Source organism: Serratia sp. EC4 (genome assembly GCF_059652115.1).
The window spans coordinates 479584-503794 of the sequence record NZ_JBNIDE010000004.1; the positions used below are offsets into that span (position 1 = coordinate 479584).

General features: G+C 60.1%; 23 protein-coding genes and 3 tRNA genes. 12 read left to right on the forward strand and 14 right to left on the reverse strand.

Annotated features, from left to right (window positions below; genetic code table 11):
• Positions 1–6 precede the first annotated feature (6 nt).
• The gene (nnr, locus tag ACP39K_RS15755) at positions 7–1521 is read right to left on the reverse strand and encodes a bifunctional ADP-dependent NAD(P)H-hydrate dehydratase/NAD(P)H-hydrate epimerase (protein ID WP_342149143.1); all 1515 of its coding nucleotides are present in this window, start codon (positions 1519–1521) and stop codon (positions 7–9) included.
• Here nnr and queG point away from each other — a divergent pair.
• Entirely contained in the window at positions 1520–2659 is a 1140-nt protein-coding gene (gene queG / locus ACP39K_RS15760) for a tRNA epoxyqueuosine(34) reductase QueG (RefSeq protein ID WP_016929367.1), read from the forward strand. The two genes, nnr and queG, sit on opposite strands and share 2 nt — an antisense overlap.
• A 311-nt stretch (positions 2660–2970) precedes the next feature.
• Here the strand turns inward: queG and ACP39K_RS15765 are convergent.
• The 4 genes from ACP39K_RS15765 to orn form a co-directional block, all read right to left on the reverse strand.
• A tRNA-Gly gene (locus ACP39K_RS15765) sits at positions 2971–3046 on the reverse strand.
• A 54-nt stretch (positions 3047–3100) separates the two neighbouring features.
• Positions 3101–3176: transfer RNA gene (locus tag ACP39K_RS15770), tRNA-Gly, on the reverse strand.
• 66 nt (positions 3177–3242) lie between these two features.
• Positions 3243–3318 (reverse strand) — tRNA-Gly (locus tag ACP39K_RS15775).
• A gap of 192 nt (positions 3319–3510) precedes the next feature.
• Positions 3511–4056, reverse strand: a complete 546-nt coding sequence (gene orn / locus ACP39K_RS15780; RefSeq protein ID WP_004929689.1) for an oligoribonuclease — start codon at positions 4054–4056, stop codon at positions 3511–3513.
• A 245-nt stretch (positions 4057–4301) separates the two neighbouring features.
• On the opposite strand from orn, the gene rsgA reads away from it, so the two are divergent.
• The 3 genes from rsgA to mscM all read left to right on the forward strand — a co-directional run bounded on the left by rsgA (position 4302) and on the right by mscM (position 9682).
• The gene (gene rsgA, locus ACP39K_RS15785; protein WP_033638924.1) at positions 4302–5351 is read left to right on the forward strand and encodes a small ribosomal subunit biogenesis GTPase RsgA; all 1050 of its coding nucleotides are present in this window, start codon (positions 4302–4304) and stop codon (positions 5349–5351) included.
• 76 nt (positions 5352–5427) lie between these two features.
• Entirely contained in the window at positions 5428–6321 is an 894-nt protein-coding gene (gene asd / locus ACP39K_RS15790) for an archaetidylserine decarboxylase (protein ID WP_028127565.1), read from the forward strand.
• 13 nt (positions 6322–6334) lie between these two features.
• Positions 6335–9682 (forward strand): miniconductance mechanosensitive channel MscM, encoded by a 3348-nt coding sequence (mscM, locus tag ACP39K_RS15795; RefSeq protein ID WP_033638925.1) that lies wholly within the window; start codon positions 6335–6337, stop codon positions 9680–9682.
• A 68-nt stretch (positions 9683–9750) separates the two neighbouring features.
• Here the strand turns inward: mscM and epmA are convergent, their stop codons facing one another.
• Positions 9751–10728: an elongation factor P--(R)-beta-lysine ligase gene (gene epmA, locus ACP39K_RS15800; RefSeq protein ID WP_028127564.1), complete on the reverse strand. Its 978-nt coding sequence runs from the start codon at positions 10726–10728 to the stop codon at positions 9751–9753.
• Between the two features lie 385 nt (positions 10729–11113).
• Here epmA and frdA point away from each other — a divergent pair, with 385 nt between their 5' ends.
• From frdA to blc, 5 genes are all read left to right on the forward strand, one after another.
• Positions 11114–12910 carry a fumarate reductase (quinol) flavoprotein subunit gene (gene frdA, locus ACP39K_RS15805; protein ID WP_028127563.1) on the forward strand — a complete coding sequence of 599 codons (1797 nt, stop codon included), beginning with the start codon at positions 11114–11116 and terminating at the stop codon, positions 12908–12910.
• Entirely contained in the window at positions 12903–13637 is a 735-nt protein-coding gene (locus ACP39K_RS15810) for a succinate dehydrogenase/fumarate reductase iron-sulfur subunit (protein ID WP_004929676.1), read from the forward strand. Before frdA ends, ACP39K_RS15810 begins: the two co-directional genes overlap by 8 nt.
• 14 nt (positions 13638–13651) lie before the next feature.
• Positions 13652–14044, forward strand: coding sequence for a fumarate reductase subunit FrdC (gene frdC / locus ACP39K_RS15815; RefSeq protein ID WP_025305010.1), 393 nt, complete (start codon positions 13652–13654; stop codon positions 14042–14044).
• A gap of 12 nt (positions 14045–14056) precedes the next feature.
• Positions 14057–14416 carry a fumarate reductase subunit FrdD gene (gene frdD, locus ACP39K_RS15820; RefSeq protein ID WP_004929672.1) on the forward strand — a complete coding sequence of 120 codons (360 nt, stop codon included), beginning with the start codon at positions 14057–14059 and terminating at the stop codon, positions 14414–14416.
• A gap of 84 nt (positions 14417–14500) precedes the next feature.
• On the forward strand, positions 14501–15034 hold the full coding sequence (gene blc, locus ACP39K_RS15825) for an outer membrane lipoprotein Blc (RefSeq protein WP_060444769.1): 534 nt from the start codon (positions 14501–14503) through the stop codon (positions 15032–15034).
• On the opposite strand, the gene sugE is transcribed toward blc, so the two are convergent.
• The 4 genes from sugE to efp all read right to left on the reverse strand — a co-directional run bounded on the left by sugE (position 15028) and on the right by efp (position 16558).
• Positions 15028–15345 (reverse strand): quaternary ammonium compound efflux SMR transporter SugE, encoded by a 318-nt coding sequence (gene sugE, locus ACP39K_RS15830; RefSeq protein WP_004929669.1) that lies wholly within the window; start codon positions 15343–15345, stop codon positions 15028–15030. The genes blc and sugE overlap by 7 nt on opposite strands.
• Before the next feature lie 192 nt (positions 15346–15537).
• Complete coding sequence (locus tag ACP39K_RS15835; protein WP_004929668.1) at positions 15538–15669, reverse strand: entericidin A/B family lipoprotein; 132 nt, start codon at positions 15667–15669, stop codon at positions 15538–15540.
• Between the two features lie 120 nt (positions 15670–15789).
• On the reverse strand, positions 15790–15921 hold the full coding sequence (locus ACP39K_RS15840) for an entericidin A/B family lipoprotein (protein WP_004929667.1): 132 nt from the start codon (positions 15919–15921) through the stop codon (positions 15790–15792).
• Positions 15922–15991: 70 nt separating this feature from the next.
• A complete protein-coding gene (gene efp / locus ACP39K_RS15845; protein WP_004929666.1) occupies positions 15992–16558 on the reverse strand; it encodes an elongation factor P in 567 nt (188 codons plus the stop codon).
• Positions 16559–16600: 42 nt separating this feature from the next.
• On the opposite strand from efp, the gene epmB reads away from it, so the two are divergent.
• Positions 16601–17629: an EF-P beta-lysylation protein EpmB gene (gene epmB / locus ACP39K_RS15850; RefSeq protein ID WP_028127561.1), complete on the forward strand. Its 1029-nt coding sequence runs from the start codon at positions 16601–16603 to the stop codon at positions 17627–17629.
• Positions 17630–17717: 88 nt separating this feature from the next.
• Here epmB and ACP39K_RS15855 read toward each other — a convergent pair whose 3' ends face one another.
• The 4 genes from ACP39K_RS15855 to ACP39K_RS15870 all read right to left on the reverse strand — a co-directional run bounded on the left by ACP39K_RS15855 (position 17718) and on the right by ACP39K_RS15870 (position 20969).
• Complete coding sequence (locus ACP39K_RS15855; RefSeq protein ID WP_025305007.1) at positions 17718–18062, reverse strand: DUF4156 domain-containing protein; 345 nt, start codon at positions 18060–18062, stop codon at positions 17718–17720.
• Positions 18063–18306: 244 nt separating this feature from the next.
• On the reverse strand, positions 18307–19953 hold the full coding sequence (gene groL, locus ACP39K_RS15860) for a chaperonin GroEL (protein WP_004929662.1): 1647 nt from the start codon (positions 19951–19953) through the stop codon (positions 18307–18309).
• A gap of 44 nt (positions 19954–19997) precedes the next feature.
• Positions 19998–20291 carry a co-chaperone GroES gene (locus tag ACP39K_RS15865; RefSeq protein WP_004929661.1) on the reverse strand — a complete coding sequence of 98 codons (294 nt, stop codon included), beginning with the start codon at positions 20289–20291 and terminating at the stop codon, positions 19998–20000.
• A 189-nt stretch (positions 20292–20480) separates the two neighbouring features.
• A complete protein-coding gene (locus ACP39K_RS15870) occupies positions 20481–20969 on the reverse strand; it encodes an FxsA family protein (RefSeq protein ID WP_004929660.1) in 489 nt (162 codons plus the stop codon).
• A 368-nt stretch (positions 20970–21337) separates the two neighbouring features.
• On the opposite strand from ACP39K_RS15870, the gene aspA reads away from it, so the two are divergent.
• Together aspA and ACP39K_RS15880 are read left to right on the forward strand one after the other, a co-directional pair.
• Positions 21338–22774, forward strand: coding sequence for an aspartate ammonia-lyase (gene aspA / locus ACP39K_RS15875; protein WP_004929659.1), 1437 nt, complete (start codon positions 21338–21340; stop codon positions 22772–22774).
• Between the two features lie 125 nt (positions 22775–22899).
• Entirely contained in the window at positions 22900–24201 is a 1302-nt protein-coding gene (locus ACP39K_RS15880) for an anaerobic C4-dicarboxylate transporter (RefSeq protein WP_016929379.1), read from the forward strand.
• Positions 24202–24211 lie beyond the last annotated feature (10 nt).

Consider the following 24211-nt stretch of genomic DNA (forward strand, 5'->3'; position numbering starts at 1 on the left):
TAAAGTCTATTTTGCCCACTCAGGATTAACGAAATGAAGGATGTCCGGCAGTAAATCGGTCGCCAACATGCCTCTTGTTCCTTGTCTTTCCGCTACGCGATCGCCGGCCGCGCCATGCACGACGCAGCCCGCACAGGCGGCATCATACAGCGGGAGCTTTTGCGCCAGCAAACCGCCGATGATGCCCGACAGCACATCGCCCATGCCGCCGGAGGCCATGCCGGCGTTGCCGACGTCGGCGATCGCCATCTGCCCCTGCTCATCGGCGATCAGCGTACCGGCGCCTTTCAGCACCGCCACACCGCCGTAGCGCGCCGTCAGCTTGCGCACGGCAAGTAAGCGATCACTCTCGATGTCAGCAGTGCTGCAGCTCAACAGCCGCGCCGCCTCTCCAGGATGCGGAGTCATCACGCGATTCTGCCGTTTCTCGGGATTTAATGCCAGCAAGTTCAGCGCATCGGCGTCCCACAAGGCTGGTTTATCGCTGGTTTGCAGCACGCTCAAGGCGTTTTTGCCCCACTCAGCCTGGCCCAGCCCCGGGCCAATCACCAGCACATCCGCCCATTGCATCGCCTGCCGCAGCGTCGCCTCGTCCAGCGCCTGCGCCATCAGCTCCGGCCTGGCCGTCAGCAGCGGCGCAACATGATCGATGTGAGTAAGCACTCGCACCAATCCAGCCCCGCTGCGCAGCGCCGCCTCCGCCGCCATGCGAATGGCGCCACCGAAACCGCTATCGCCGCCCACCAACAGCAGGCGGCCATGCTCGCCCTTATGAGCGCAAGGACGGCGCGGATGCAGCCAGCGCGGCAACACCTCGGCGGTAAGCCGCTGAATCTGCTCCGGTTGCTTCGCCAACCAACCCGATAAGCCTAGCGCATTCTGATGAAGTTGCCCGACCCAGTCACGCGCCTGGCCGGTCAGCAACCCCGGTTTGAGGCCGATGAACGTGACGGTGTGCGCGGCACGCACCACCGCGCCTGGCGCCGCGCCGCTTTCCGCCAGCAGGCCGGACGGAATATCGAGCGCCACCACCGGCGCCGAATGGCGGTTGGCGGCCTCGATCAGCGCGTCGTAAGGCGCACGCGGCGCGCTGCCCAGACCAGTGCCCAGCAGGCCGTCGATGATGAGCGAAACAGACGCCGGCCAGCGGCTGTTCGCCGGCAGAATGTCGCCGCCTGCTGCTTGCCAGGCCTCGCGAGCCTCTGCGGCTTCCGGTGGCAAAGGACGTGCGCCTTCGCAGGCGATCAGCGTCACCTGCACGCCCGCCGCCTTCGCCAGACGCGCCACCACATAGCCGTCGCCGCCGTTGTTGCCGTGGCCACACAGCACCAGCCAGTGGTCGCGGGAAGGGTACGCGTTGCGCGCCAGCGCGTAGGCCGCCTGACCGGCGCGCTGCATCAAATCGTAAAGAGAAATACCGAGCGAGGCCGCCGCCGCGGGTTCCGAGCGACGGATCCAATCCGCAGGCCAGACAGAGTGTGGTAAACTGTCAGCGTATGCTTTTTCACTGTGGCCCGTCATGACGCACCCCCTCGATCTTCATCAACTCGCCCAACATATCAAGCAATGGGGGCAATCGCTAGGATTCCAGCAGGTTGGCATCTGCGATACCGATCTGAGCCTTGAAGAGCCGAAGCTGCAGGCCTGGCTCGACAAGCAGTACCACGGCGAGATGGAATGGATGGCGCGCCACGGCATGTTGCGCGCACGCCCTCACGAACTGTTGCCGGGCACGCTGCGAGTGATCAGCGTACGCATGAACTACCTGCCGGCCAAGGCGGCGTTCGCCAGCACCTTGCAAGATTCGCAGTTGGGCTACGTCAGCCGCTACGCGCTGGGGCGTGACTATCACAAGCTGTTGCGCCAGCGCCTGAAAAAACTGGGCGATCAGATCCAGGAATACTGCGGCGAGTTGAATTTCCGCCCCTTTGTCGATTCTGCGCCGGTGATGGAGCGCGCGCTGGCCGCCAAGGCGGGCATCGGATGGGTTGGTAAACACTCACTAATTCTCAACCGCGAAGCCGGATCGTGGTTTTTCCTCGGCGAATTGCTGATCGATCTGCCGCTGCCGGTGGATCAGCCGCAGGAAGAACAGTGCGGCCGCTGCGTCGCCTGCATCACCACTTGCCCGACCGGCGCCATCGTCGCCCCCTATACCGTCGACGCCCGGCGCTGCATCTCCTACCTGACCATCGAGCTGGAAGGCGCGATCCCGGAAGAATTCCGCCCGCTGCTCGGCAACCGCATCTACGGCTGCGACGACTGCCAGCTGATCTGCCCGTGGAATCGCTTTTCGCAGCTCACCGACGAAGACGATTTCAGCCCGCGCGCCGCGCTGCATGCGCCGCAGCTGATCGATCTGTTCAACTGGACAGAAGAAAAATTCCTGCGCATCACCGAAGGCTCGGCGATACGCCGCATCGGCCACCTGCGCTGGCTGCGCAATATCGCCGTAGCGCTGGGCAATGCGCCTTATGAAGACGGCGTCGTGCTCGCGCTGCGCACGCGTTTGGGCCAGGACAGCATGCTGGACGAACATATCCACTGGGCGCTGGCGCAACAGCTCGCCCGCCGCGAAGCGCAGGGCATCGAGGTGCAGACGGCACAGAAAAAACGGCTGATACGGGCTGTGGAAAAAGGTTTGCCGAGGGACGCCTGACGGCGTGCGCCGCGCGGGCTTATCGCCGGAAGACTCACTCTGTGGATTTGTGCATAAAAATAAAAACACGTTGTCTTTCAACTGCAACAAAAAGAGCAAGTGATCGGCATAACGTTTTGGGATAAATAAATAAGCATATAAATCAAATAGATAAATATTTAATTTGTATGACGTTGATTTTTCAGGCAGGCGAGTTTATGTGCAGAGGCTGTGGATAACTCTGTTTACAACATTTTTAGCAGGCGTGTAAAACGGGACAAAAATCCGCGCCGGATAAGGCGTTGGACTTGAGTTTGAAACGAAGAGAAAATTGGAGCGGGAAACGAGACTCGAACTCGCGACCCCGACCTTGGCAAGGTCGTGCTCTACCAACTGAGCTATTCCCGCATAGAGATGCTTTTGGCATCCGGTCACCAAACACTGGCGTGACCTTTGAATTTTTGGAGCGGGAAACGAGGCTCGAACTCGCGACCTCAACCTTGGCAAGGTTGCGCTCTACCAACTGAGCTATTCCCGCGTCGCATAGGTACTGCTTGATACTGCTTTATTTATTCATCATGCCGCATCGCGACATTGTTGAATTTGGAGCGGGAAACGAGACTCGAACTCGCGACCCCGACCTTGGCAAGGTCGTGCTCTACCAACTGAGCTATTCCCGCCCGGCGTATCGATGGTGGAACGTTACGAAATTCTTCATCGGTACGGGGTGCGCATTATACGAGAAATCCTTTTTGCCGCAAGCCCCTGAAAGCAAAAAAACGCGATTTTTGTTTGATTGCCGATTAAAGCGCCAGATTGGCGAATTAAGCGGCTAAAAACGACGTTTTTTCCCCGCAGGGGCCGCCATCGCCTTAAAGCTGAATGAAATGTTCGCGGTAATAAGCCAGTTCGGCCACCGATTCGCGGATGTCATCCAGCGCCTGATGGGTGCCCTGCTTCTTAAAGCCGCCGAGAATTTCCGGCTTCCAACGGCGCGCCAGTTCCTTCAGCGTGCTGACGTCCAGATAGCGGTAATGGAAGTAGGCCTCCAGCTCGGGCATATAGCGGAACAGGAAACGGCGATCCTGGCCCACGCTGTTGCCGCAAATCGGCGATTTGCCGGCCGGCACCCATTGCTGCAGGAAGGCGATGGTTTCCAGCTCGGCGGCGCGATCGTCCTGGCGGCTGGCTTTCACCCGCTCCACCAGCCCGCTGCCGGTATGGGTGCGCACGTTCCACTCGTCCATCAAGGCCAGCTGCTCGTCGGATTGGTGCACGGCGATCACCGGCCCTTCCGCCAGGATGTTCAGATTGGCGTCGGTGACCAGCGTGGCGATCTCAATAATGCGGTCACGCTCGGGATCCAGCCCGGTCATCTCCAAATCGATCCAAATCAGGTTATTTTCGTTTCCTGTCATGATGTTTCCTGCCTAAAAGCCGAGAGAAAAACGCTGTGCGGACGAAACGACGGGCGCCGCCGGTGGCAACGCGCCGCAGCCGGCGGCTAACAACGGTTATTTAATATAAAATAGCGTGTATCATAGTCTTTTTGGTCGCCTTGGGCGACATATACCCTGACGGGTTCAAGGCTGCGCCCGGGGCTAGTCCCTCGCCGCAGCTGTGCGTATACGTAAAGGTATAAAACCGATTCAAGTGAGGCGCAGTGAGTAAGAACAAACTGTCCAAAGGTCAGCAACGCCGCGTGCAGGCGAACCATCAGCGCCGTCTGAAGCGCGCCGATAACAAACCGGAACCGGATGATTCCCAGCTGGGCGAGCCGCAGGAAGGCGTCGTCATCAGCCGTTTCGGCATGCACGCCGACGTTGAGGCGCCGGATGGCACTCAGCACCGCTGCAACATCCGCCGCACGCTGCGTTCGCTGGTCACCGGCGATCGCGTGGTGTGGCGCCCCGGCCTGGGCGCCCATGAAGGGGTGAAGGGCATTGTGGAAGCGGTGCACGAGCGCACCTCGGTGCTGACGCGCCCGGACTTCTACGACGGCGTGAAGCCGATCGCCGCCAATATCAATCAGATCGTCATCGTGTCGGCGATCCTGCCCGAGCTGTCGCTGAACATCATCGACCGCTATCTGGTGGCCTGCGAAACGCTCGAAGTCGAGCCGCTGATCGTGCTCAACAAAATTGACCTGCTGGACGCCGAAGCGCGCAAGCTGGTCGACGGCATGATGGATATCTATCGCAAGATTGGCTACCGGGTGCTGGAAGTCTCCAGCCAGACGCGGGAAGGCATGGCGGAATTCGAACAGGCGCTGGCCGGGCGCATCAGCATCTTCGCCGGCCAGTCGGGGGTAGGCAAATCCAGCCTGCTGAACGCGCTGTTGCCGCCGTCTGAAGAGCAAATTCTGGTAAATCAGGTTTCCGACGTATCGGGCCTCGGGCAACATACCACCACCGCCGCGCGGCTGTACCACTTCCAGCATGGCGGCGACGTGATCGACTCCCCCGGAGTGCGCGAGTTTGGCCTGTGGCACCTGGAGCCGGAACAAATCACCCGCGGCTTTGTCGAATTCCGTGATTATTTAGGCGGTTGCAAATTCCGCGACTGCCGCCACGATACCGATCCCGGCTGCGCCATCCGCGCGGCGATGGAGAAAGGCGACATCGCGGAAGAGCGTTTCGACAACTATCACCGCATTCTGGAAAGCATGGCTCAGGTGAAGGTTCGCAAGAACTTCACGGACGCCGCAGACTGACACTGACGGGCGAGCATTGACGACGGCGAGGCCCTCGTTACAATGCGCGCCCTTTACCCTGATTCACGAGGTTAACGTGCTGGATAGCATCAAGATTAAACTGCAATATTGGCTGCCGAAGCTGGCGCTGACCCGCCTGGCGGGCTGGGGCGCCGACAAACGGGCCGGCTGGCTGACCCAACTGGTGGTCAAAACCTTCGCCCGCTACTACCGCGTGGACATGCAGGAAGCGCAAAACCCGGACCTGGCGTCTTACGCCACCTTCAACGATTTCTTCGTGCGCCCGCTGCGCGATGGCGCGCGCCCGATCATCGCCGACGCCAACTGGCTGGCGCTGCCCGCCGATGGCGCCATCAGCCAGCTCGGCCCGATCCGCGAGGATCAAATCTTCCAGGCCAAAGGCCACCACTACAGCCTGGAAGCACTGCTGGCCGGCAACTACCTGTTGGCCGAGCCGTTCCGCAACGGCCTGTTCGCCACTACCTACCTGGCGCCGCGCGACTATCACCGCGTACACATGCCGTGCGCCGGCGTACTGCGCGAAATGATCTATGTGCCGGGCGATCTGTTCTCGGTCAACCCGCTCACCGCCGCCAACGTGCCTAACCTGTTCGCTCGCAACGAGCGCGTGATCTGCGTCTTCGACACTGACATCGGGCCGATGGTGCAAATCCTGGTCGGCGCCACCATCGTCGGCAGCATCGAAACCGTCTGGGCCGGCACCGTCACGCCGCCGCGCGAAGGCATCATCAAACGCTGGACCTACCCGGCCGCCGGCGAAGAAGGCGCCATCGCGCTGGAAAAAGGCGCCGAGATGGGCCGTTTCAAACTCGGCTCCACGGTGATCAACCTGTTTACCGCAGGCAGCGTGCAGTTCGCGCCGCAGCTGCATAACGGCACCGTCACCCGCATGGGTGAAGCCTTCGCCGAAATCCCGGCCGCCGCTGAAACACCACAGACCCCGATCTAAAGGAATCGACGCCGTGCGCCTTTTCATCACGCTTTTGCTCGGTTGCCTGCTGTGGCAACCGGCGCTGGCCGCCCCCGTGCCGACCGAGACCCAGCTCAAACAGGAGCTGAAGCAGGCGGAAAGCAGCAAAAACGCGCCGAATCAGGCGGAAACCACCGAGGCGCTGCAAAGCGCCCTCAACTGGCTGACGGAGCGCAAAGAGTCGCAGACTCGCTCCGAGCAGTATCAGAGAGTGATCGACGATTTCCCGAAGATGACGCAGGAACTGCGCCGTCAGTTGGTGCTGGAAAGCAACAAGATCCTGCCGAACGGCGACGATCTGCCGGCCGCCGAGCTGGAACAGCAGATCCTGCAAACCAGCAGCCTGCTGCTGGAACAGGCGCGCCTGCTGCAGCAAGAGCAGGATCGCACGCGGGAAATCAGCGATTCGCTCGGCCAGTTGCCGCAGCAGCAGACCGACGCCCGCCGTGCGCTGACGGAAGTGCAGCGCCGCCTGCAGGCGCAGCCCGCCAACCCAACCACGCCGTATGCGCAGGCCGCCCTGGCCCTGCTGCAGGCCGAAGCCGCGGCGCGCAAAGCCAAAGTGGACGAGCTGGAGCTGGCGCAGCTGTCGGCCAACAACCGTCAGGAGCTGGCGCGCATGCGCGCCGAGGTCTATAAAAAGCGCCACGAGAAAATAGACGTTCAGCTGCAGGCGCTGCGCAACAACCTCAACGCCCAACGCCAACGCGAAGCGGAGCTGGCGCTGGAAAAAACCGAGCAGTTGGCCGAGCAGAACGGCGATTTGCCAAGAAGCATCAGCCAACAGCTGCAGATCAACCGCGAACTGTCCGCCGCGCTGAACAGCCAGGCGCAGCGCATGGATCTGATTTCGTCGCAGCAGCGGCAGGCGGCGGCGCAGACGCTGCAGGTGCGCCAGGCGCTGAGCACCATCATCGAACAGGCCCAATGGCTCGGCTCGTCGTCGGCGCTGGGGGAAACCCTGCGCGCCCAGGTGGCGACACTGCCGGAAATGCCCAAGCCGCAACAGCTGGACGGCGACATGGCCCAGCTGCGCGTGCAGCGCCTGCAGTTTGAAAACCAGCTGGAAAAACTGTCGCAGCGCGAATTCAAGCGCGACGACGGCAGCGCGCTGACCAACCAGGAGCAGCGCATCGTCGATGCCCAGCTGCGCACCCAGCGCGAACTGCTCAACTCGTTGCTGTCCGGTTGCGACACCCAAATCCTCGAGCTGACCAAGCTGAAGGTGGCCAACACCCAGCTGATCGAAGCGTTGAACGAGATCCGCGACGCCACCCACCGCTATCTGTTCTGGGTGCCGGACGTTAATCCGATCAACTTTTCCTACCCGCTCAACGTGGCGCACGATCTGACCCGCGTCCTGTCGCTGGACACGCTGTCGCAGCTCGGCGGCGCCTTCATGATGATGGTGACCAGCCGCGAAACGCTGATCCCGATCTTCGGCGCCCTGCTGCTGGTGATTTTCAGCATCAGTTCGCGCAAGCACTATCACGCCTTCCTCGAGCGCGCCAGCAGCCGCGTCGGCAAGGTGACGCAGGACGAATTCTTCCTGACGGTGCGCACCGTGTTCTGGTCGATTCTGGTGGCGATGCCGCTGCCGGTGCTGTGGGCCGCGCTCGGTTATGGCCTGCAGAGCGCCTGGAACTACCCGGTGGCGGAAGCGATCGGCAAAGGGGTGACCGCCACGCTGCCGATCCTGTGGATCTGCATGATCTGCGCCGCCTTCGCCCACCCGCAGGGGCTGTTCATCGTGCACTTCCGCTGGCCGGCGAAGCAGGTTTCGCGCGCCATGCGCTACTACAAGATGTCGATCTGGCTGATCGTGCCGCTGATCATGGCGCTGATCACCTTCGATAGCCTGAAAGAACGCGAGTTCGCCAACACCCTGGGGCGGCTGTGCTTTATCCTGCTGTGTCTGGCGCTGGCGCTGGTCACCCACAGCCTGAAACGCGCCGGCATTCCGCTGTATCTGGATAAAAACGGCTCCGGCGACAACATGCTCAACAGCGCCTTCTGGGGGCTGTTGCTGTCGGCGCCGCTGCTGGCGGCGCTGGCGTCGACCGTCGGTTACCTCACCACCGCGCAGGCGCTGTTGGCGCGCCTGGAAACCTCGGTGGCGATCTGGTTCCTGCTGCTGGTCATCTACCACATCATCCGCCGCTGGATGCTGATCCAACGGCGGCGCATCGCTTTCGATCGCGCCAAACAGCGCCGCGCCGACATCCTGGCCCAGCGCGCCCGCGGCGAAGACGAAACCTCGCACACCCCGAACAGCACCGAAGGCGCCATCGATCCGGACGATTCGGACTTCGATCTGGATACCATCAGCGCCCAGTCGCTGCGGCTGGTGCGATCGATCCTGACGCTGATCGCGCTGGTGTCGGTGATCGTGCTGTGGTCCGAGATCCACTCCGCGTTCGCCTTCCTGGAAAACATTTCGCTGTGGGACGTGACTTCGACGGTCAACGGCGTGGAGACCGCCCATCCGATCACCCTCGGCGCGGTGCTGATCGCCATTCTGGTGCTGATCATCACCATGCAGCTGGTGCGCAACCTGCCGGCGCTGCTGGAGCTGGCGGTGCTGCAGCACCTGGATCTGTCGCCGGGCACCGGCTACGCCATCACCACCATCACCAAGTACTTGCTGCTGCTGTTCGGCGCGGTGCTCAGCTTCGCCTGGATCGGCATCGAATGGTCAAAACTGCAGTGGGTGGTTACCGCACTCAGTCTGGGGTTGGGCTTCGGCATGCAGGAGATCTTCTCCAACTTCATCTCCGGCCTGATCATCCTGTTCGAGAAACCGATCCGCATCGGCGACACCGTGACGATCCGCAACCTGACCGGCACCGTCACCAAGATCAACACCCGCGCCACCACCATTTCGGACTGGGATCGCAAAGAGATCATCGTGCCGAACAAAGCGTTCATCACCGAACAGTTCGTCAACTGGTCGCTGTCGGATACCCTAACCCGCGTGGTGCTGACCGTACCGGCGCCGGGCGAAGCCAACAGCGAAGAAGTGACCAAGATCCTGATGAACGCCGCCGAGCGCTGCTCGCTGGTGCTGGATAACCCGGCGCCGGAGGTTTACCTGGTCGATCTGCAGCAGGGCATCCAGATCTTCGAGATGCGTATTTACGCCGCCGAGATGGGCCACCGCATGCCGCTGCGCCATGAGATCCACCAGCTGATCCTGGCGGGTTATCGCGAGCACGGCATCACGCTGCCGTACCCGCCGTTCCAGGTGCGCACCGAGACGCTGTCGCGGTTGACCAACAACGGCCGCACGCCTCCGTCTACGCCGGCGCCGAACACCAAACGCGACGCCGGGGGGCTGTAAGCGTTTCCCGCAATAAAAAAAGGGCCGGCAAATGCCGACCCTTTTTGCTTTTCTCACCGCCTGAAACGTCAGGCGATCCCGACCGGGAAGGCTAAGACTTCGCTCAGGCTCTCGGCGCCCAACGCCAGCATCACCAGACGATCCACGCCCAGCGCCACGCCGGAACATTCCGGCATGCCGTGCTGCAATGCCGCCAACAGGCGGTAGTCGATCGGCTGCTGCGGCAGGCCGCGCTCCGCGCGTTTGCGGTTGTCCTGCTCGAAGCGCTGCTGTTGTTCACGGCCGTCAGTCAGCTCGCGGAAACCGTTCGCCAGCTCAATGCCCTTGAAATACACCTCGAAGCGCTCCGCCACGCGGTGGTCTTCGGTGCTGATCTCCGCCAACGCTGCCTGGCTGGCCGGGAAGTGGTAAACGAACGCCGGCTTTTCACGGCCGATATGCGGTTCCACGCCCACGGTGAACAGCAGCTGCAGCAGCGTATCGCGATCTTCTTCGGTATCGGCGATGTTGCTCAGATCGAGTTTGGCCGCCGCTTCACGCAGTTGCGCCTTCTCCGCCGACAGCGGATCGATGTCCAGATGGCGCAGGAACGCCTGCTGATAGGACAGGGTCTCCGCGCTCTCGCAGTCCAGCACCTGTTGCAGCAGATCGTCCACCTCATTCATCAGGCGGTACATGTCGTAGTGCGGACGGTACCACTCCAGCATGGTGAATTCCGGGTTGTGATGCCGCCCGGCTTCTTCATTGCGGAAGCTGCGCCCCATTTGGTAGATCGGGCCGCTGCCCGCCGCCAGCAGGCGCTTCATGTGATATTCCGGGCTGGTCATCATGTATAGCGTCAGGCCCTCTGCCGCCCCCGGCCCGACGAAACGCGTCTCGAACGGGAACAGGTGAACGTCGGTGACCGTCGCCTGGCTCATGGTGGGCGTCTCAACCTCCAGCACGCCACGATCGGCGAAGAAACGCCGGATCTCAGCCAGAATCGCTGCGCGTTTCAACAAATTGGCGATGGGTGCACTAGGCTGCCAGCTTGCCGTTTCGCTCATGGTAATTAACTCCGAAATCAAACAGGGGATGCAGTCTACTCGCATCCTTGCAGCCAAACAAATTCTTCACGATGCGCAACCGGCCAGAACGCCAATTTCCGACAAATGGGCGGCAAAAGCGCGTTAAAAAGGGTAAAGCACGCCGAACACGCGAAAAGGCAGGCAAGCCTGTTGGGCAAGCGTTAATCGACAAAACAATCGATCACATCAAATTTCGACTACTTAACTTTAGGTATAGTTAATTCCCCATTATTGGTGGGAGATATCTATCCTTAACCTTTAAGCAACATTAATCGGTTCAATTAGTTAGCACCCGAAGAGTTCGCTAAATTTTAAGCATAGATATTTAACTTGCCGTTCTTAACAAGAACATTGGAGGAATGCAGTGCAAACCTTTAACGCCGATCTTGCCATTATTGGGGCCGGGGGCGCTGGTTTACGTGCAGCAATAGCCGCAGCGGAAGCCAATCCCCAACTGAAAATCGCGCTGATCTCTAAGGTCTACCCGATGCGCAGCCACACGGTTGCCGCCGAGGGAGGCTCCGCCGCCGTCACTCAGGATCACGATACCTTCGACTACCACTTCCACGACACCGTCGCCGGCGGCGACTGGCTGTGCGAGCAGGACGTGGTCGATCACTTCGTGCATCAGTGCCCGCGCGAGATGACCCAGCTCGAGCAGTGGGGCTGCCCGTGGAGCCGCAAACCGGACGGCTCAGTCAACGTGCGGCGCTTCGGCGGCATGAAGATCGAACGCACCTGGTTCGCCGCCGACAAGACCGGCTTCCACATGCTGCACACCCTGTTCCAGACCTCGCTGAAATACCCGCAAATTCAACGCTTCGACGAGCACTTCGTGCTGGATATCCTGGTGGATGACGGCCAGGCGCGCGGCCTGGTGGCGCTCAACATGATGGAAGGCACCCGCGTGCAGATCCGCGCCAACGCGGTGGTGATGGCCACCGGCGGCGCCGGGCGCGTTTACCGCTACAATACCAACGGCGGCATTGTGACCGGGGATGGCATGGGCATGGCGTTCCACCACGGCGTACCGCTGCGCGACATGGAGTTCGTGCAGTATCACCCGACCGGCCTGCCCGGTTCCGGCATCCTGATGACCGAGGGCTGCCGCGGCGAAGGCGGCATCCTGGTGAACAAGGATGGCTACCGCTACCTGCAAGACTACGGCATGGGCCCGGAAACCCCGCTGGGCGAACCGAAGAACAAATACATGGAGCTGGGCCCGCGCGACAAGGTGTCGCAGGCTTTCTGGCACGAATGGCGCGCCGGCCGCACCATCGCTACCCCGCGCGGCGACGTGGTCTACCTCGATCTGCGCCACCTGGGCGAGAAAAAGCTGCTGGAGCGGCTGCCGTTCATCTGCGAACTGGCCAAGGCCTACGTCGGCGTCGATCCGGTAAAAGATCCGATCCCGGTGCGCCCTACCGCGCACTACACCATGGGCGGCATTGAAACCGACCAGAACTGTGAAACCCGTATCAAGGGGCTGTTCGCGGTCGGCGAGTGCTCCTCCGTCGGCCTGCACGGCGCCAACCGCCTCGGCTCCAACTCGCTGGCGGAACTGGTGGTGTTCGGCCGCGTCGCCGGTGAGCACGCGGCGCGCCGCGCGCTGGAAACCGCGCCGGCCAACGGCAGCGCGCTGGATGCGCAAACCCGCGACGTCGAAACCCGCCTGAGCAACCTGATGAAGCAGGAAGGCAACGAAAACTGGGCGAAGATCCGCGACGAAATGGGGCTGTCGATGGAAGAAGGCTGCGGCATCTACCGCACGCCGGAGCTGATGCAAAAAACCATCGATAAGCTGGCCGAGCTGAAAGAGCGCTTCAAACGCGTCAAAATCACCGACAACTCCAGCGTGTTCAATACCGATCTGCTGTACACCATCGAGCTGGGCTACGGCCTGGACGTCGCCGAATGTATGGCGCACTCCGCGTTTAACCGCAAAGAGTCGCGCGGCGCCCATCAGCGCCTGGACGAAGGCTGCACCGAGCGTGACGACGTCAACTTCCTCAAGCATACGCTGGCGTTCCATAACCCGCAGGGCGCGCCGCGTCTCGAATACAGCGACGTGAAAATCACCAAGCTGCCGCCGGCCAAACGCGTCTACGGCGCAGAAGCCGAAGCGCAGGAGAAAAAGAATAAGGAGCAGGCAAATGGCTGAGATGCAAACCCTGAAGATCGACGTCATGCGCTATAACCCGGAAAGCGACGCCGAACCGCATTTCGTCACTTACGCCGTGCCTTACGACGAACAGACCTCGCTGCTCGATGCGCTGGGCTATATCAAGGATAACCTGGCGCCGGATCTCTCCTACCGCTGGTCTTGCCGCATGGCGATCTGCGGCTCCTGCGGCATGATGGTCAACCGCGTGCCGAAGTTGGCGTGCAAAACCTTCCTGCGCGACTACGTCGGCGGCATGAAGGTCGAAGCGCTGGGCAACTTCCCGATCGAGCGCGATCTGGTGGTCGACATGACCCACTTCATCGAAAGCCTGGAGGCGATCAAACCGTACATCATCGGCAACGATCGCAAACCGGAGGATGGCCCGAACGTGCAGACCCCGGCGCAGATGGCCAAGTACCACCAGTTCTCCGGCTGCATCAACTGCGGCCTGTGCTACGCGGCGTGCCCGCAGTTCGGCCTCAACCCCGAGTTTATCGGCCCGGCGGCGATCACGCTGGCGCACCGCTATAACCTGGACAACCGCGACCACGGCAAGAAACAGCGCATGCCGCAGCTCAACGGCCAAAACGGCGTCTGGAGCTGCACCTTCGTCGGCTATTGCTCCGAAGTCTGTCCGAAACACGTCGATCCCGCCGCAGCTATCCAGCAAGGCAAGGTGGAGAGCGCCAAAGACTTCATGATCGCCATGTTGAAGCCGCAATAAGGGAGAAAATTGCCATGACAACTCAACGTAAGCCCTATGTGCGCACCATGACGCCCACCTGGTGGCAAAAGCTCGGCTTCTACCGTTTCTACATGCTGCGTGAAGGCACCTCGGTGCTGGCGGTCTGGTTCAGCATCGTGCTGCTCTACGGCGTGTTCGCGCTGAAGGGCGGCGCCGAGAGCTGGGCCGGCTTCGTCGGCTTCTTGCAGAACCCGCTGGTGCTGTTAATCAACGTCGTCGCCCTGCTGGCGGCGGCGCTGCACACCAAAACCTGGTTCGATCTGGCGCCGAAGGCCGCCAATATCGTGGTCAACAGCGAGAAAATGGGACCGGGCCCCATCGTGAAAGGGCTGTGGGCCGTCACGATCGTCGTCAGCGTGGTCATCCTGGCCGTGGCCCTGTTCTAATCCGGAGGAATCATGATAAATCAAGCACCTAAACGCTCCGACGAGCCGGTTTTCTGGGGATTGTTCGGCGCCGGCGGCATGTGGGGCGCGATCGTCGCGCCGGCCATCGTGCTGCTGGTCGGCATTCTGCTGCCGCTGGGGCTGTTCCCCGGTGAAGCGCTGGGTTATGAGCGCGTGCTGGCGTTCTGCCAGAGCCTCATAGGCCGTCTGTTCCTGCTGCTGATGATCATTCTGCCGCTGTGGTGCGGCCTGCACCGCATCCACCATGCGATGCACGATCTGAAGATCCACGTGCCGGCCGGCAAGTGGGTGTTCTACGGTCTGGCGGCAATCCTCAGCGTCGTCACCGTCATCGGCGTCGTCACGCTGTAAACCGCTCAGGCGGCCAACGCCCGTTGGCCGCCCTTTTCTCATCGGCTACACTGTCTACTCGCCCCCGGTAAACAGGAGTCACCGATGCGTTTATGGTCAAAGCTTAGCGTCATGCTTTCCGCCCTGCTCTCCGTCGCCTGCAGCGTCTCCCCGCCTAAAGACATCAAGGTCGTGACCCCTTTCGACAGCCAGCGCTATCTCGGCACCTGGTATGAGATCGCTCGTCTGGATCATCGTTTTGAACGCGGTTTGCAGCAGGTGACCGCCCATTACGGCCCGCGTGCCGACGGCGGGCTGAAAGTCATCAATCGCGGCTTCAATGCGCAAAAACAGCAATGGCAAGAAAGCGAAGGCAAAGCCTACTTTATCGGTTCACCGCAGGTCGCGGCGCTGAAAGTGTCGTTCTTCGGCCCCTTCTATGGCGGCTACAACGTGATAGCCCTGGATCCGGAATATCGCTACGCGCTGGTTTGCGGCCCTAACCGCGACTATCTGTGGATCCTGTCGCGCACGCCGACGCTTGACGCCGCCGTGCGCGACCGTTTATTGCAGACAGCCAAGGGCTACGGTTTCGCCACCGATGCGCTGATCTGGGTGCAGCAGTCCGCCGATCAGTGACTGCTGAACTTCAGCCCGAGTATGCCGACCACGATCAGGCACAGGCTGATGATGCGCGCAATATTGGTCGATTCGCCCAACAACACCATGCCCATGATGGCCGCGCCCACCGCGCCGATGCCGGTCCACACCGCATAGGCGGTGCCGGCGGGCAGCGTTTTCATGGCGTTGGCCAACAGCAACATGCTGACCACCATTGCGGCGATGGTGATGATGCTCGGCGTCAACCGGGTAAAACCGTGGGTGTATTTCAGACCGATAGCCCAAACCACTTCGAGCAAACCGGCGATAAGCAGAATAATCCAGGCCATGAGACGGCCTCCCTACCACTGGGGTCGTCCCCGATAAAATGACGCGTAAACGGGTCGTCCCGTTTAGCGAGGTGATGCATGACGGGTAACCTCACCCGCACTGCGGCAGGATAGCAGCAGCGTTAACGCGCAGGCAAGAGGTGGAAATGCGGCGGCCCTCCGCAGCGGGAACGCCGCCGGGTGGAGAACGGATTATTCCGCGCTGCGCTGAATAGCCTTGCCGCCGGCCTGAATGTCTTCACCCACGCCGCGGGTGGTGTTGCAGGCGGTCAGCGAGCTCAAAATCATCAAAGAGAAGATCGCGATAATACTTTTCTTCAGCATAAGAAAGTCCTTATTTGTCGTTGATGAAAAAGTACGGCTTTCTAAGCGTAGTCAAAATTGGCGCAGAGAGTGGAATCGCCACCGGCTTTGTGGCGCGAATACATCGGGTTAAGGGCCGGGTCAGCTGGCCGTGCGCGAAATGGCGCCGCCGAGATGCTGAACGTCTTCGCCGAAACCGCGAAACGTATTGCAACTGCTGAGGGAGAAAAGGAACAACAGGGAGAGCACGGCCAACAACGTTTTCTTGAACATGCGGATTTTCTGCCAACGAACGGGGATGGGGTAAAACAGAGGAACCGCCAGGGTTCCTCTGTTTTGAAACTTATTTAACGCGAGAGACGTATTCGCCAGAGCGAGTGTCAACCTTGATCACTTCGCCGATCTGGACGAACAACGGCACTTTCACCACGGCGCCGGTGCTCAGGGTCGCCGGCTTGCCGCCAGTCCCTGCGGTATCGCCTTTCAGGCCAGGATCGGTATCGGTGATTTCCGCTTCGATGAAGTTCGGCGGCTGAACGGCGATTGGACGGCCATCCCACAGGGTGATGATGCACTCTGCGTTATCCTGCAGCCATTTGGCCGCGTCACCGACGGTTTTGCCGTCAACCTGATGCTGTTCGAAAGACTCAGGGTGCATGAAGTGGTAGAACTCACCGTCGCTGTACAGGTAGTTCATGTTGGTGTCCATCACGTCTGCGCCTTCGCAAGAATCGGTAGACTTGAAGGTTTTTTCCACGCGGGTGCCGGTCAGCAGACGACGCATTTTCACGCGTGCAAACGCCTGGCCTTTGCCCGGCTTAACGAACTCACTGGCTTCGACGGCGTAAGGTTCGCCCTCGAACATGATTTTAAGACCCGGACGGAAATCGTTGCTAGAATAAGTCGCCATGATGGCCCTCTGAATATTTGAACTGGTAGCTTAGCCAAAAAAATGGCACACATTATAACCCAAAGTACGGCACATAGAGAAGATTGGTTGCATCAACTCGCCGATGTTATTACCGATCCCGATGAATTACTGCAGCTTTTGTCACTGAATACGCATCCGGAACTGCCACAGGGGCGCGATGCCCGCCGGCTGTTTGCCCTGCGCGTGCCGCGCGCCTTCGCTGCGCGCATGCGCCCCGGCGATGCCAACGACCCGCTGCTGCGCCAGGTGCTGACCGCCAGAGAAGAGTTCATCAACGCTCCAGGGTTCACCACCGATCCGCTCGATGAGCAGCGCAGCGTGGTGCCGGGCCTGCTGCACAAATACCGCAATCGCGCGCTGCTGCTGGTCAAAGGCGGCTGTGCGGTCAACTGCCGTTACTGCTTCCGCCGCCACTTCCCCTATCAGGATAATCAGGGCAACAAGAACAACTGGCGGCAGGCGCTGGATTATATCCGCCAACACCCGGAACTCGACGAGATCATTTTTTCCGGCGGCGACCCGCTGATGGCCAAAGACAGCGAGTTGGAGTGGCTGGTCGGCGAACTGGAGGCCATCCCGCACCTGAAACGCCTGCGCATTCACACCCGTCTGCCGGTGGTGATCCCGGCGCGCATTACGCCGGCGCTGTGCCGTCTGCTGTCAGCCTCGCGCCTGCAGGTGCTGATGGTCACACACATCAACCACGCCAACGAAATCGACCGCGAGCTGCGGAGCGCCATGGCCCAGCTGCGCCTCGCCGGCGTCACGCTGCTCAACCAAAGCGTGTTGCTGCGCGACGTCAACGACGATGCCGACACGCTGGCGGCGCTCAGCAACGCGCTGTTCGACGCCGGCATCCTGCCCTACTATATCCACGTGCTGGACAAGGTGCAGGGCGCGGCGCACTTCATGGTCAGCGACGATGAAGCGCGCGTCATCATGCAGGCGCTGCTGAGCAAGGTGTCCGGTTATCTGGTGCCGCGCCTGACGCGTGAAGTGGGCGGCGAACCGAGCAAAACGCCGATCGACCTGCGCCTGATGCAGGAATGACGCGCGCCACATGGCCCGATGGAACGAAAAGAGGAATGCCGTGGCATTCCTCTTTTTTTATCTCTGTGCGGCGTTTGGCCTCAGCGCCTTACGGGCACTTGTAAACCTGGCCGACCATTTTGCTGTCCAGCGGCGCGAAGCTGGAGAGCAGGTTCTGGCTTGGGCTGTTGGCGCCGTAAATGACGTTGCCGCCCATCGCCGCCGCCTTGTTGCGCAGATCGTTGGCCGCACCGCGCATGGAGCTGCCCTCACCGCCGTTGCCGGACAGCCAGTTGCTCTGGGTGCCGGTCACTTCCCCCAGCAGCTGGCATTCCGCCGCCGGCTTGCTGTCGGTGAACTTGATCTGCTGACCCGCAGCGGTCAGTTCATGAGTGGTGCTGCAACCCGCCAGCAGCATCGCTGCCGAAAGACCCAGTAAGGCTTTAATCCGCATCTTGTTCCCCATTCGATGTTGAGAATTACGCAAAAGCTTATCAGAAAGCGATGCCATCTCTTAAGCATCCGTTGCCACGGCTAGCGGGCCAACGTCTTGAGCGACAGCTGATGACTTACCAGTTTACCAGTTAAATCGCCTCCGGCGGCAAAAATATCATCAAATACAGTGCGGCGGCGCTCAGGCATAAAAAAACCCCGGTCACTTGACCGGGGTTCTCAGCACACAAGCGTGTGGGGGATGATTACATCATGCCGCCCATACCGCCCATGCCACCCATGCCGCCTGCTGCGCCCAGATCCGGTGCGTCAGCCTTCGGCAGGTCGGTGACCATGCATTCGGTGGTGATCATCAGGCCAGCCACGGAAGCCGCGTACTGCAGAGCAGAACGGGTCACTTTGGTTGGATCCAGGATACCCATCGCGATCATGTCGCCGTATTCTTCAGAGTAAGCGTTGTAGCCGTAGCTGCCTTCGCCCGCTTTCACCTGGTTGGCGATAACGGAAGCTTCTTCACCGGCGTTGACCACGATCTGACGCAGAGGGGCTTCCATCGCGCGCAGCGCAACTTTGATACCCACGTTCTGGTCTTCGTTGTCGCCTTTCAGCGCGGCGATTTTGCCTGCAACGCGGATCAGCGCGACGCCACCGCCGGCAACCACGCCTTCTTCCACTGCAGCGCGGGTCGCGTGCAGGGCGTCTTCAACGCGTGCTTTCTTCTCTTTCATTTCAACTTCAGTCGCTGCGCCAACCTTGATAACGGCAACGCCGCCGGCCAGTTTCGCTACGCGCTCCTGCAGTTTTTCACGATCGTAGTCAGAGGTCGCTTCTTCGATCTGCTGACGGATCTGAGCAACGCGGCCCTGGATGGTCGCTTCGTCGCCCACGCCATCGATGATGATGGTGGTGTCTTTGTTGATGACAACGCGTTTCGCCTGGCCCAGGTCTTCCAGGGTGGCTTTTTCCAGCTCCAGACCGATCTCTTCAGAGATAACGGTACCGGCAGTCAGAGTAGCGATGTCCTGCAGCATGGCTTTACGACGGTCGCCGAAGCCAGGCGCCTTAACGGCAGCCACTTTCACGATGCCGCGCATGGTGTTGACCACCAGGGTCGCCAGCGCTTCACCTTCAACGTCTTCAGCGATGATCAGCAGCGGTTTGCCTGCTTTGGCAACGGCTTCCAGCACCGGCAGCATTTCGCGGATGTTGGAGATCTTCTTGTCAGCCAGCAGGATGAACGGGCTTTCCAGCTCAACAGAACCGGTTTCCGGCTTGTTGATGAAGTATGGGGACAGGTAACCGCGGTCGAACTGCATACCTTCAACCACGTCCAGCTCGTCTTGCAGGCCGGTGCCTTCTTCAACGGTGATAACGCCTTCTTTGCCCACTTTCTCCATCGCTTCCGCGATCAGTTTACCCACGGTTTCGTCGGAGTTGGCGGAGATGGTGCCGACCTGAGCGATAGCTTTGGAGTCGGAGCAAGGCACGGACAGTTTTTTCAGTTCTTCAACCGCAGCGACAACCGCTTTGTCGATGCCGCGCTTCAGATCCATCGGGTTCATGCCTGCAGCAACCGCTTTCAGGCCTTCGGTGATGATGGATTGAGCCAGTACGGTTGCAGTGGTGGTGCCGTCGCCCGCCGCGTCGTTCGCTTTGGAGGCCACTTCTTTCACCATCTGTGCGCCCATGTTCTCGAACTTGTCTTCCAGTTCGATTTCACGCGCAACGGAAACGCCGTCTTTGGTGATGGTCGGCGCGCCGAAAGATTTATCCAGCACTACGTTGCGGCCTTTCGGGCCCAGGGTCACTTTTACTGCATCAGCGAGAACATTCACGCCGCGGAGCATTTTCACGCGAGCGTCATTGCCGAATTTTACGTCTTTAGCTGCCATTGGTATTTCCCTTCAACTCGTTCAGTTCAGAAGATAAAGCGCAATTACGCTTCAACAATTGCCAGAATGTCGCTTTCGGACATGATCAACACTTCTTCATTGTCGATCTTCTCTGCTTTCACGCCGTAGCCGTCGTTGAAAATCACGATATCGCCAACTTTCACATCCAGCGGTTGGATGTTGCCGTTTTCCAGCACACGCCCTTTACCCACTGCAACCACTTCACCGCGAGTGGACTTACCCGCAGCAGAGCCAGTCAGGACGATGCCGCCAGCAGATTTTGATTCAACTTCTTTGCGCTTGACGATAACGCGGTCATGCAATGGACGAATACTCATTGAACGCTCTCCTGTAAGAAGGTCTCTATCAGATTTAGGGTTGTACACCGGGTGGTTGTTATTACCGGCCTCGTGGCATTTGAGATGGGGGCGTTCCAGCCCCCTTCAAGGGGGCTAGCGAAAAAAATTTCGCATTTTTGGTTCGGCGAGTGCCGCAGAGATGAAAAACGCGGCCTGGGCCGCGTTTGCTTAACGATCGTGAGGTTTGCGATCCTCGTCCGGGCGATGTTCCAGCACCGGGCGCTCGTCGTCCTTGCGCTGGAATTCGCCGTCAAAGGTGTTGCCGTTGGCGGCGTCGCCGCCCGTCCAACCGCCGGGGCGATACACCGACAGATGCGGCATCAGCTTCAGCGTCAGCGATTTTTGCACTGGCGGCAGCAGCAGCAGCAGGCCGAGGAAGTCGGTGAAGAAGCCCGGAATCAGCAGCAGGAAGCCCGCCAGCACCAGCGAAACGCTTTTCACCATTTCCGCCGCCGGGCTTTCGCCGGCCGCCAGTTTTTGCTGCATCTGGACGAAGGTTTTCATGCCCTGATTGCGCACCAGCGAAATGCCGACGCAGGAGCTGAACACCACCAGCAACAGGGTGACAGCCACGCCGAGCACGGCGGCGACTTTGATAAAGATGGATATTTCTATGTAAGCCAGCAGAAATATCAGCAGTAGCGGTAACCAGCGCACCTGGTTCTCCTATCGGTAGGTAAAGCGCGGCCGCCACGGGGGCGACGGCGCGAAAAAAGAGGCCGTAAACGGCCGACACCATTACAATGAGGGCATCCCCCCACCATTTCAACCGAGAGCCGGTTTTTATTGCTAAAGTTCACAAACGTGAAAGAAGTCACAGAACCGGAAAAGGGCATATCCTTAAACGCCATAAGGTGATCTGGATTCAGTCATTTCTTATCAACCAGCATATGATCTGGGCAGCAACGGGCGATTTGGTTAATCGTTTCACGCCCCAAGCCTTCGGCAATATTAATTTAGGCTGTGCCCTTTAGCCTTGACCTGACAAATTATTAATTCGGCAGCAACACATAGAGAAGGTTCTCATGTCAAACAACATTCGTATCGAAGAAGACCTGTTAGGAACACGTGAAGTCCCCGCAGACGCTTACTACGGAGTTCACACTCTGCGTGCGATTGAAAACTTCTACATCAGCAACAGCAAAATCAGCGATGTCCCCGAGTTCGTTCGCGGCATGGTGATGGTGAAAAAGGCCGCGGCGATGGCCAACAAAGAACTCAAAACCATCCCGCGCAAAATCGCCGACGTGATCATCCAGGCCTGCGACGAGGTGCTGGATAAAGGCAAGTGCATGGATCAGTTCCCGGTGGACGTATTCCAGGGCGGCGCGGGCACCTCGCTGAACATGAACACCAACGAAGTGCTGGCGAACATCGGCCTGGAGCTGATGGGCCATCAAAAAGGCGAATACCAGTACCTGAATCCGAACGATCACCTCAATAAATGCCAGTCCACCAACGACGCCTACCCGACCGGATTCCGCATCGCGGTGTACGCCTCCAACCAGAAACTGATCGACGCCATCAACCAGCTGCGCGAAGGCTTCGATCGCAAGGCGAAAGAGTTCGAAACCATTCTGAAAATGGGCCGCACCCAGCTGCAGGACGCGGTGCCAATGACCCTCGGCCAGGAATTCCACGCCTTCAGCGTGCTGCTGAATGAAGAGACCCGCAACCTGCACCGCACCGCGGAGCTGCTGCTGGAAGTGAACCTGGGCGCCACCGCCATCGGCACCGCGCTCAACACCCCGGAAGGCTATCAGCCGCTGGCGGTGCAAAAACTGGCGGAAGTCAGCGGCCTGCCGGTGGTGCCGGCGGAAGACCTGATCGAGGCCACCTCCGACTGCGGCGCCTACGTGATGGTGCACAGCGCGCTCAAACGCCTGGCGGTGAAACTGTCCAAAATCTGCAACGACCTGCGCCTGCTCTCCTCCGGCCCGCGCGCCGGCCTGAACGAAATCAACCTGCCGGAGCTGCAGGCGGGATCGTCCATCATGCCGGCCAAAGTGAACCCGGTGGTGCCGGAAGTGGTCAATCAGGTGTGTTTCAAGGTGATTGGCAACGACACTTGCGTTACCATGGCGGCCGAAGCGGGCCAGCTGCAGTTGAACGTGATGGAGCCGGTGATCGGCCAGGCGATGTTCGAGTCGATCCACATCCTGACCAACGCCTGTTACAACCTGCTGGAAAAATGCATTAACGGCATCACCGCGAATAAAGAAGTCTGCGAACACTACGTCTTCAACTCGATCGGTATCGTCACCTATCTGAACCCGTTCATCGGCCACCACAACGGTGACATCGTCGGGAAGATCTGCGCCGAAACTGGCAAGAGCGTGCGCGAAGTGGTGCTGGAACGCGGCCTGCTGACCGAAGCCGAGCTGGATGACATCTTCTCCGTGGAGAACCTGATGCACCCGGCTTATAAAGCTAAACGCTATACGGATGAAAATGAACAATAACAGACCTACCCGGTAGCCCTGAAAGGCACGCTAAATCCTCTGGATAGCGTGCCTTTTTACTTTCCGGCGCCCACAAAATTTTAACGTTTGATTTTCAATTTCTCTCATTTTAAGGAGTAAACACTATGCTAGCCGTAGAATTGGTTATCGTTCTGCTGGCCATCTTTTTAGGGGCCAGGTTGGGCGGTATCGGTATCGGGTTCGCGGGGGGGTTGGGCGTTCTGGTCCTGGCGCTGATCGGCGTCAAGCCAGGCAGCATTCCCTTCGACGTGATTTCCATCATCATGGCGGTGATCGCGGCGATCTCCGCGATGCAGGTCGCCGGGGGGATGGACTACCTGGTGCAGCAGACCGAAAAGCTGCTGCGCAAGAACCCCAAGCACATCACCATTCTCGCTCCTATCGTCACCTACTTCCTGACCATCTTCGCCGGCACCGGCAACATCTCGCTCTCGGCGCTGCCGGTGATCGCCGAAGTGGCGAAAGAACAGGGCATTAAACCTTGCCGGCCGCTGTCGACCGCCGTCGTCTCCGCCCAGATCGCCATCACCGCCTCGCCGATCTCCGCCGCGGTGGTGTACATGTCTTCGGTGATGGAAGGCCACGGCGTCAGCTACCTGCATCTGCTGATGGTGGTGATCCCGTCCACCTTCTGCGCGGTGCTGGTGATGTCGCTGCTGGTGACCTGGCTGTTCGACTCCAAACTGTCTAACGACCCGGTGTACCTGAAACGCCTGGAAGAGGGCCTGATCACCCTGCGCGGCAACAACGCGCTGGCGATCAAGCCGCGCGCCAAAACCTCGGTGCTGCTGTTCCTGCTGGGCGTGCTGTGCGTGGTCGCCTACGCCATCATCAACAGCCCGGGCCTGGGCCTGGTGGCCAAGCCGCTGATGAACACCACCAACGCCATCCTGATCATCATGCTGAGCGTCGCCACGCTGACCACCCTGCTGTGCCGCGTCGACACTGACATGGTGCTGAACTCCAGCACCTTCAAGGCCGGCATGAGCGCCTGTATCTGTATCCTCGGCGTCGCCTGGCTGGGCGACACCTTCGTACAGGCCAACATCGACTGGATCAAAGAGACGGCCGGCAGCGTCATTCAGGCGCACCCGTGGCTGCTGGCGGTGATCTTCTTCTTCTGCTCGGCGCTGCTGTACTCGCAGGCCGCCACCGCCAAGGCGCTGATGCCGATGGCGCTGGCGCTGAACGTGTCGCCGCTGACCGCCGTCGCCTCCTTCGCCGCCGTTTCCGGCCTGTTCATCCTGCCGACCTACCCGACGCTGGTCGCCGCGGTGCAGATGGACGATACCGGCACCACGCGCATCGGCCGCTTCGTGTTCAACCATCCGTTCTTCATTCCCGGCACCATGGGCGTGATCTTCGCGGTGGTATTCGGCTTCCTGCTTGGCAGCGTCATGCTGTAAGGCTTAGACC

Excerpts from the sequence above, each read along its gene's own strand:
- queG (WP_016929367.1), top strand. The coding sequence starts at position 1,520 with ATGACGCACCCCCTCGATCTTCATCAACTCGCCCAACATATCAAGCAA.
- nnr (WP_342149143.1), bottom strand. The coding sequence starts at position 1,521 with ATGACGGGCCACAGTGAAAAAGCATACGCTGACAGTTTACCACACTCT.
- orn (WP_004929689.1), bottom strand. The coding sequence starts at position 4,056 with ATGACAGGAAACGAAAATAACCTGATTTGGATCGATTTGGAGATGACC.
- epmA (WP_028127564.1), bottom strand. The coding sequence starts at position 10,728 with ATGAGCGAAACGGCAAGCTGGCAGCCTAGTGCACCCATCGCCAATTTG.
- ACP39K_RS15810 (WP_004929676.1), top strand. The coding sequence starts at position 12,903 with ATGGCTGAGATGCAAACCCTGAAGATCGACGTCATGCGCTATAACCCG.
- frdC (WP_025305010.1), top strand. The coding sequence starts at position 13,652 with ATGACAACTCAACGTAAGCCCTATGTGCGCACCATGACGCCCACCTGG.
- frdD (WP_004929672.1), top strand. The coding sequence starts at position 14,057 with ATGATAAATCAAGCACCTAAACGCTCCGACGAGCCGGTTTTCTGGGGA.
- blc (WP_060444769.1), top strand. The coding sequence starts at position 14,501 with ATGCGTTTATGGTCAAAGCTTAGCGTCATGCTTTCCGCCCTGCTCTCC.
- sugE (WP_004929669.1), bottom strand. The coding sequence starts at position 15,345 with ATGGCCTGGATTATTCTGCTTATCGCCGGTTTGCTCGAAGTGGTTTGG.
- ACP39K_RS15835 (WP_004929668.1), bottom strand. The coding sequence starts at position 15,669 with ATGCTGAAGAAAAGTATTATCGCGATCTTCTCTTTGATGATTTTGAGC.
- ACP39K_RS15840 (WP_004929667.1), bottom strand. The coding sequence starts at position 15,921 with ATGTTCAAGAAAACGTTGTTGGCCGTGCTCTCCCTGTTGTTCCTTTTC.
- efp (WP_004929666.1), bottom strand. The coding sequence starts at position 16,558 with ATGGCGACTTATTCTAGCAACGATTTCCGTCCGGGTCTTAAAATCATG.
- epmB (WP_028127561.1), top strand. The coding sequence starts at position 16,601 with ATGGCACACATTATAACCCAAAGTACGGCACATAGAGAAGATTGGTTG.
- ACP39K_RS15855 (WP_025305007.1), bottom strand. The coding sequence starts at position 18,062 with ATGCGGATTAAAGCCTTACTGGGTCTTTCGGCAGCGATGCTGCTGGCG.
- groL (WP_004929662.1), bottom strand. The coding sequence starts at position 19,953 with ATGGCAGCTAAAGACGTAAAATTCGGCAATGACGCTCGCGTGAAAATG.
- ACP39K_RS15865 (WP_004929661.1), bottom strand. The coding sequence starts at position 20,291 with ATGAGTATTCGTCCATTGCATGACCGCGTTATCGTCAAGCGCAAAGAA.
- aspA (WP_004929659.1), top strand. The coding sequence starts at position 21,338 with ATGTCAAACAACATTCGTATCGAAGAAGACCTGTTAGGAACACGTGAA.
- ACP39K_RS15880 (WP_016929379.1), top strand. The coding sequence starts at position 22,900 with ATGCTAGCCGTAGAATTGGTTATCGTTCTGCTGGCCATCTTTTTAGGG.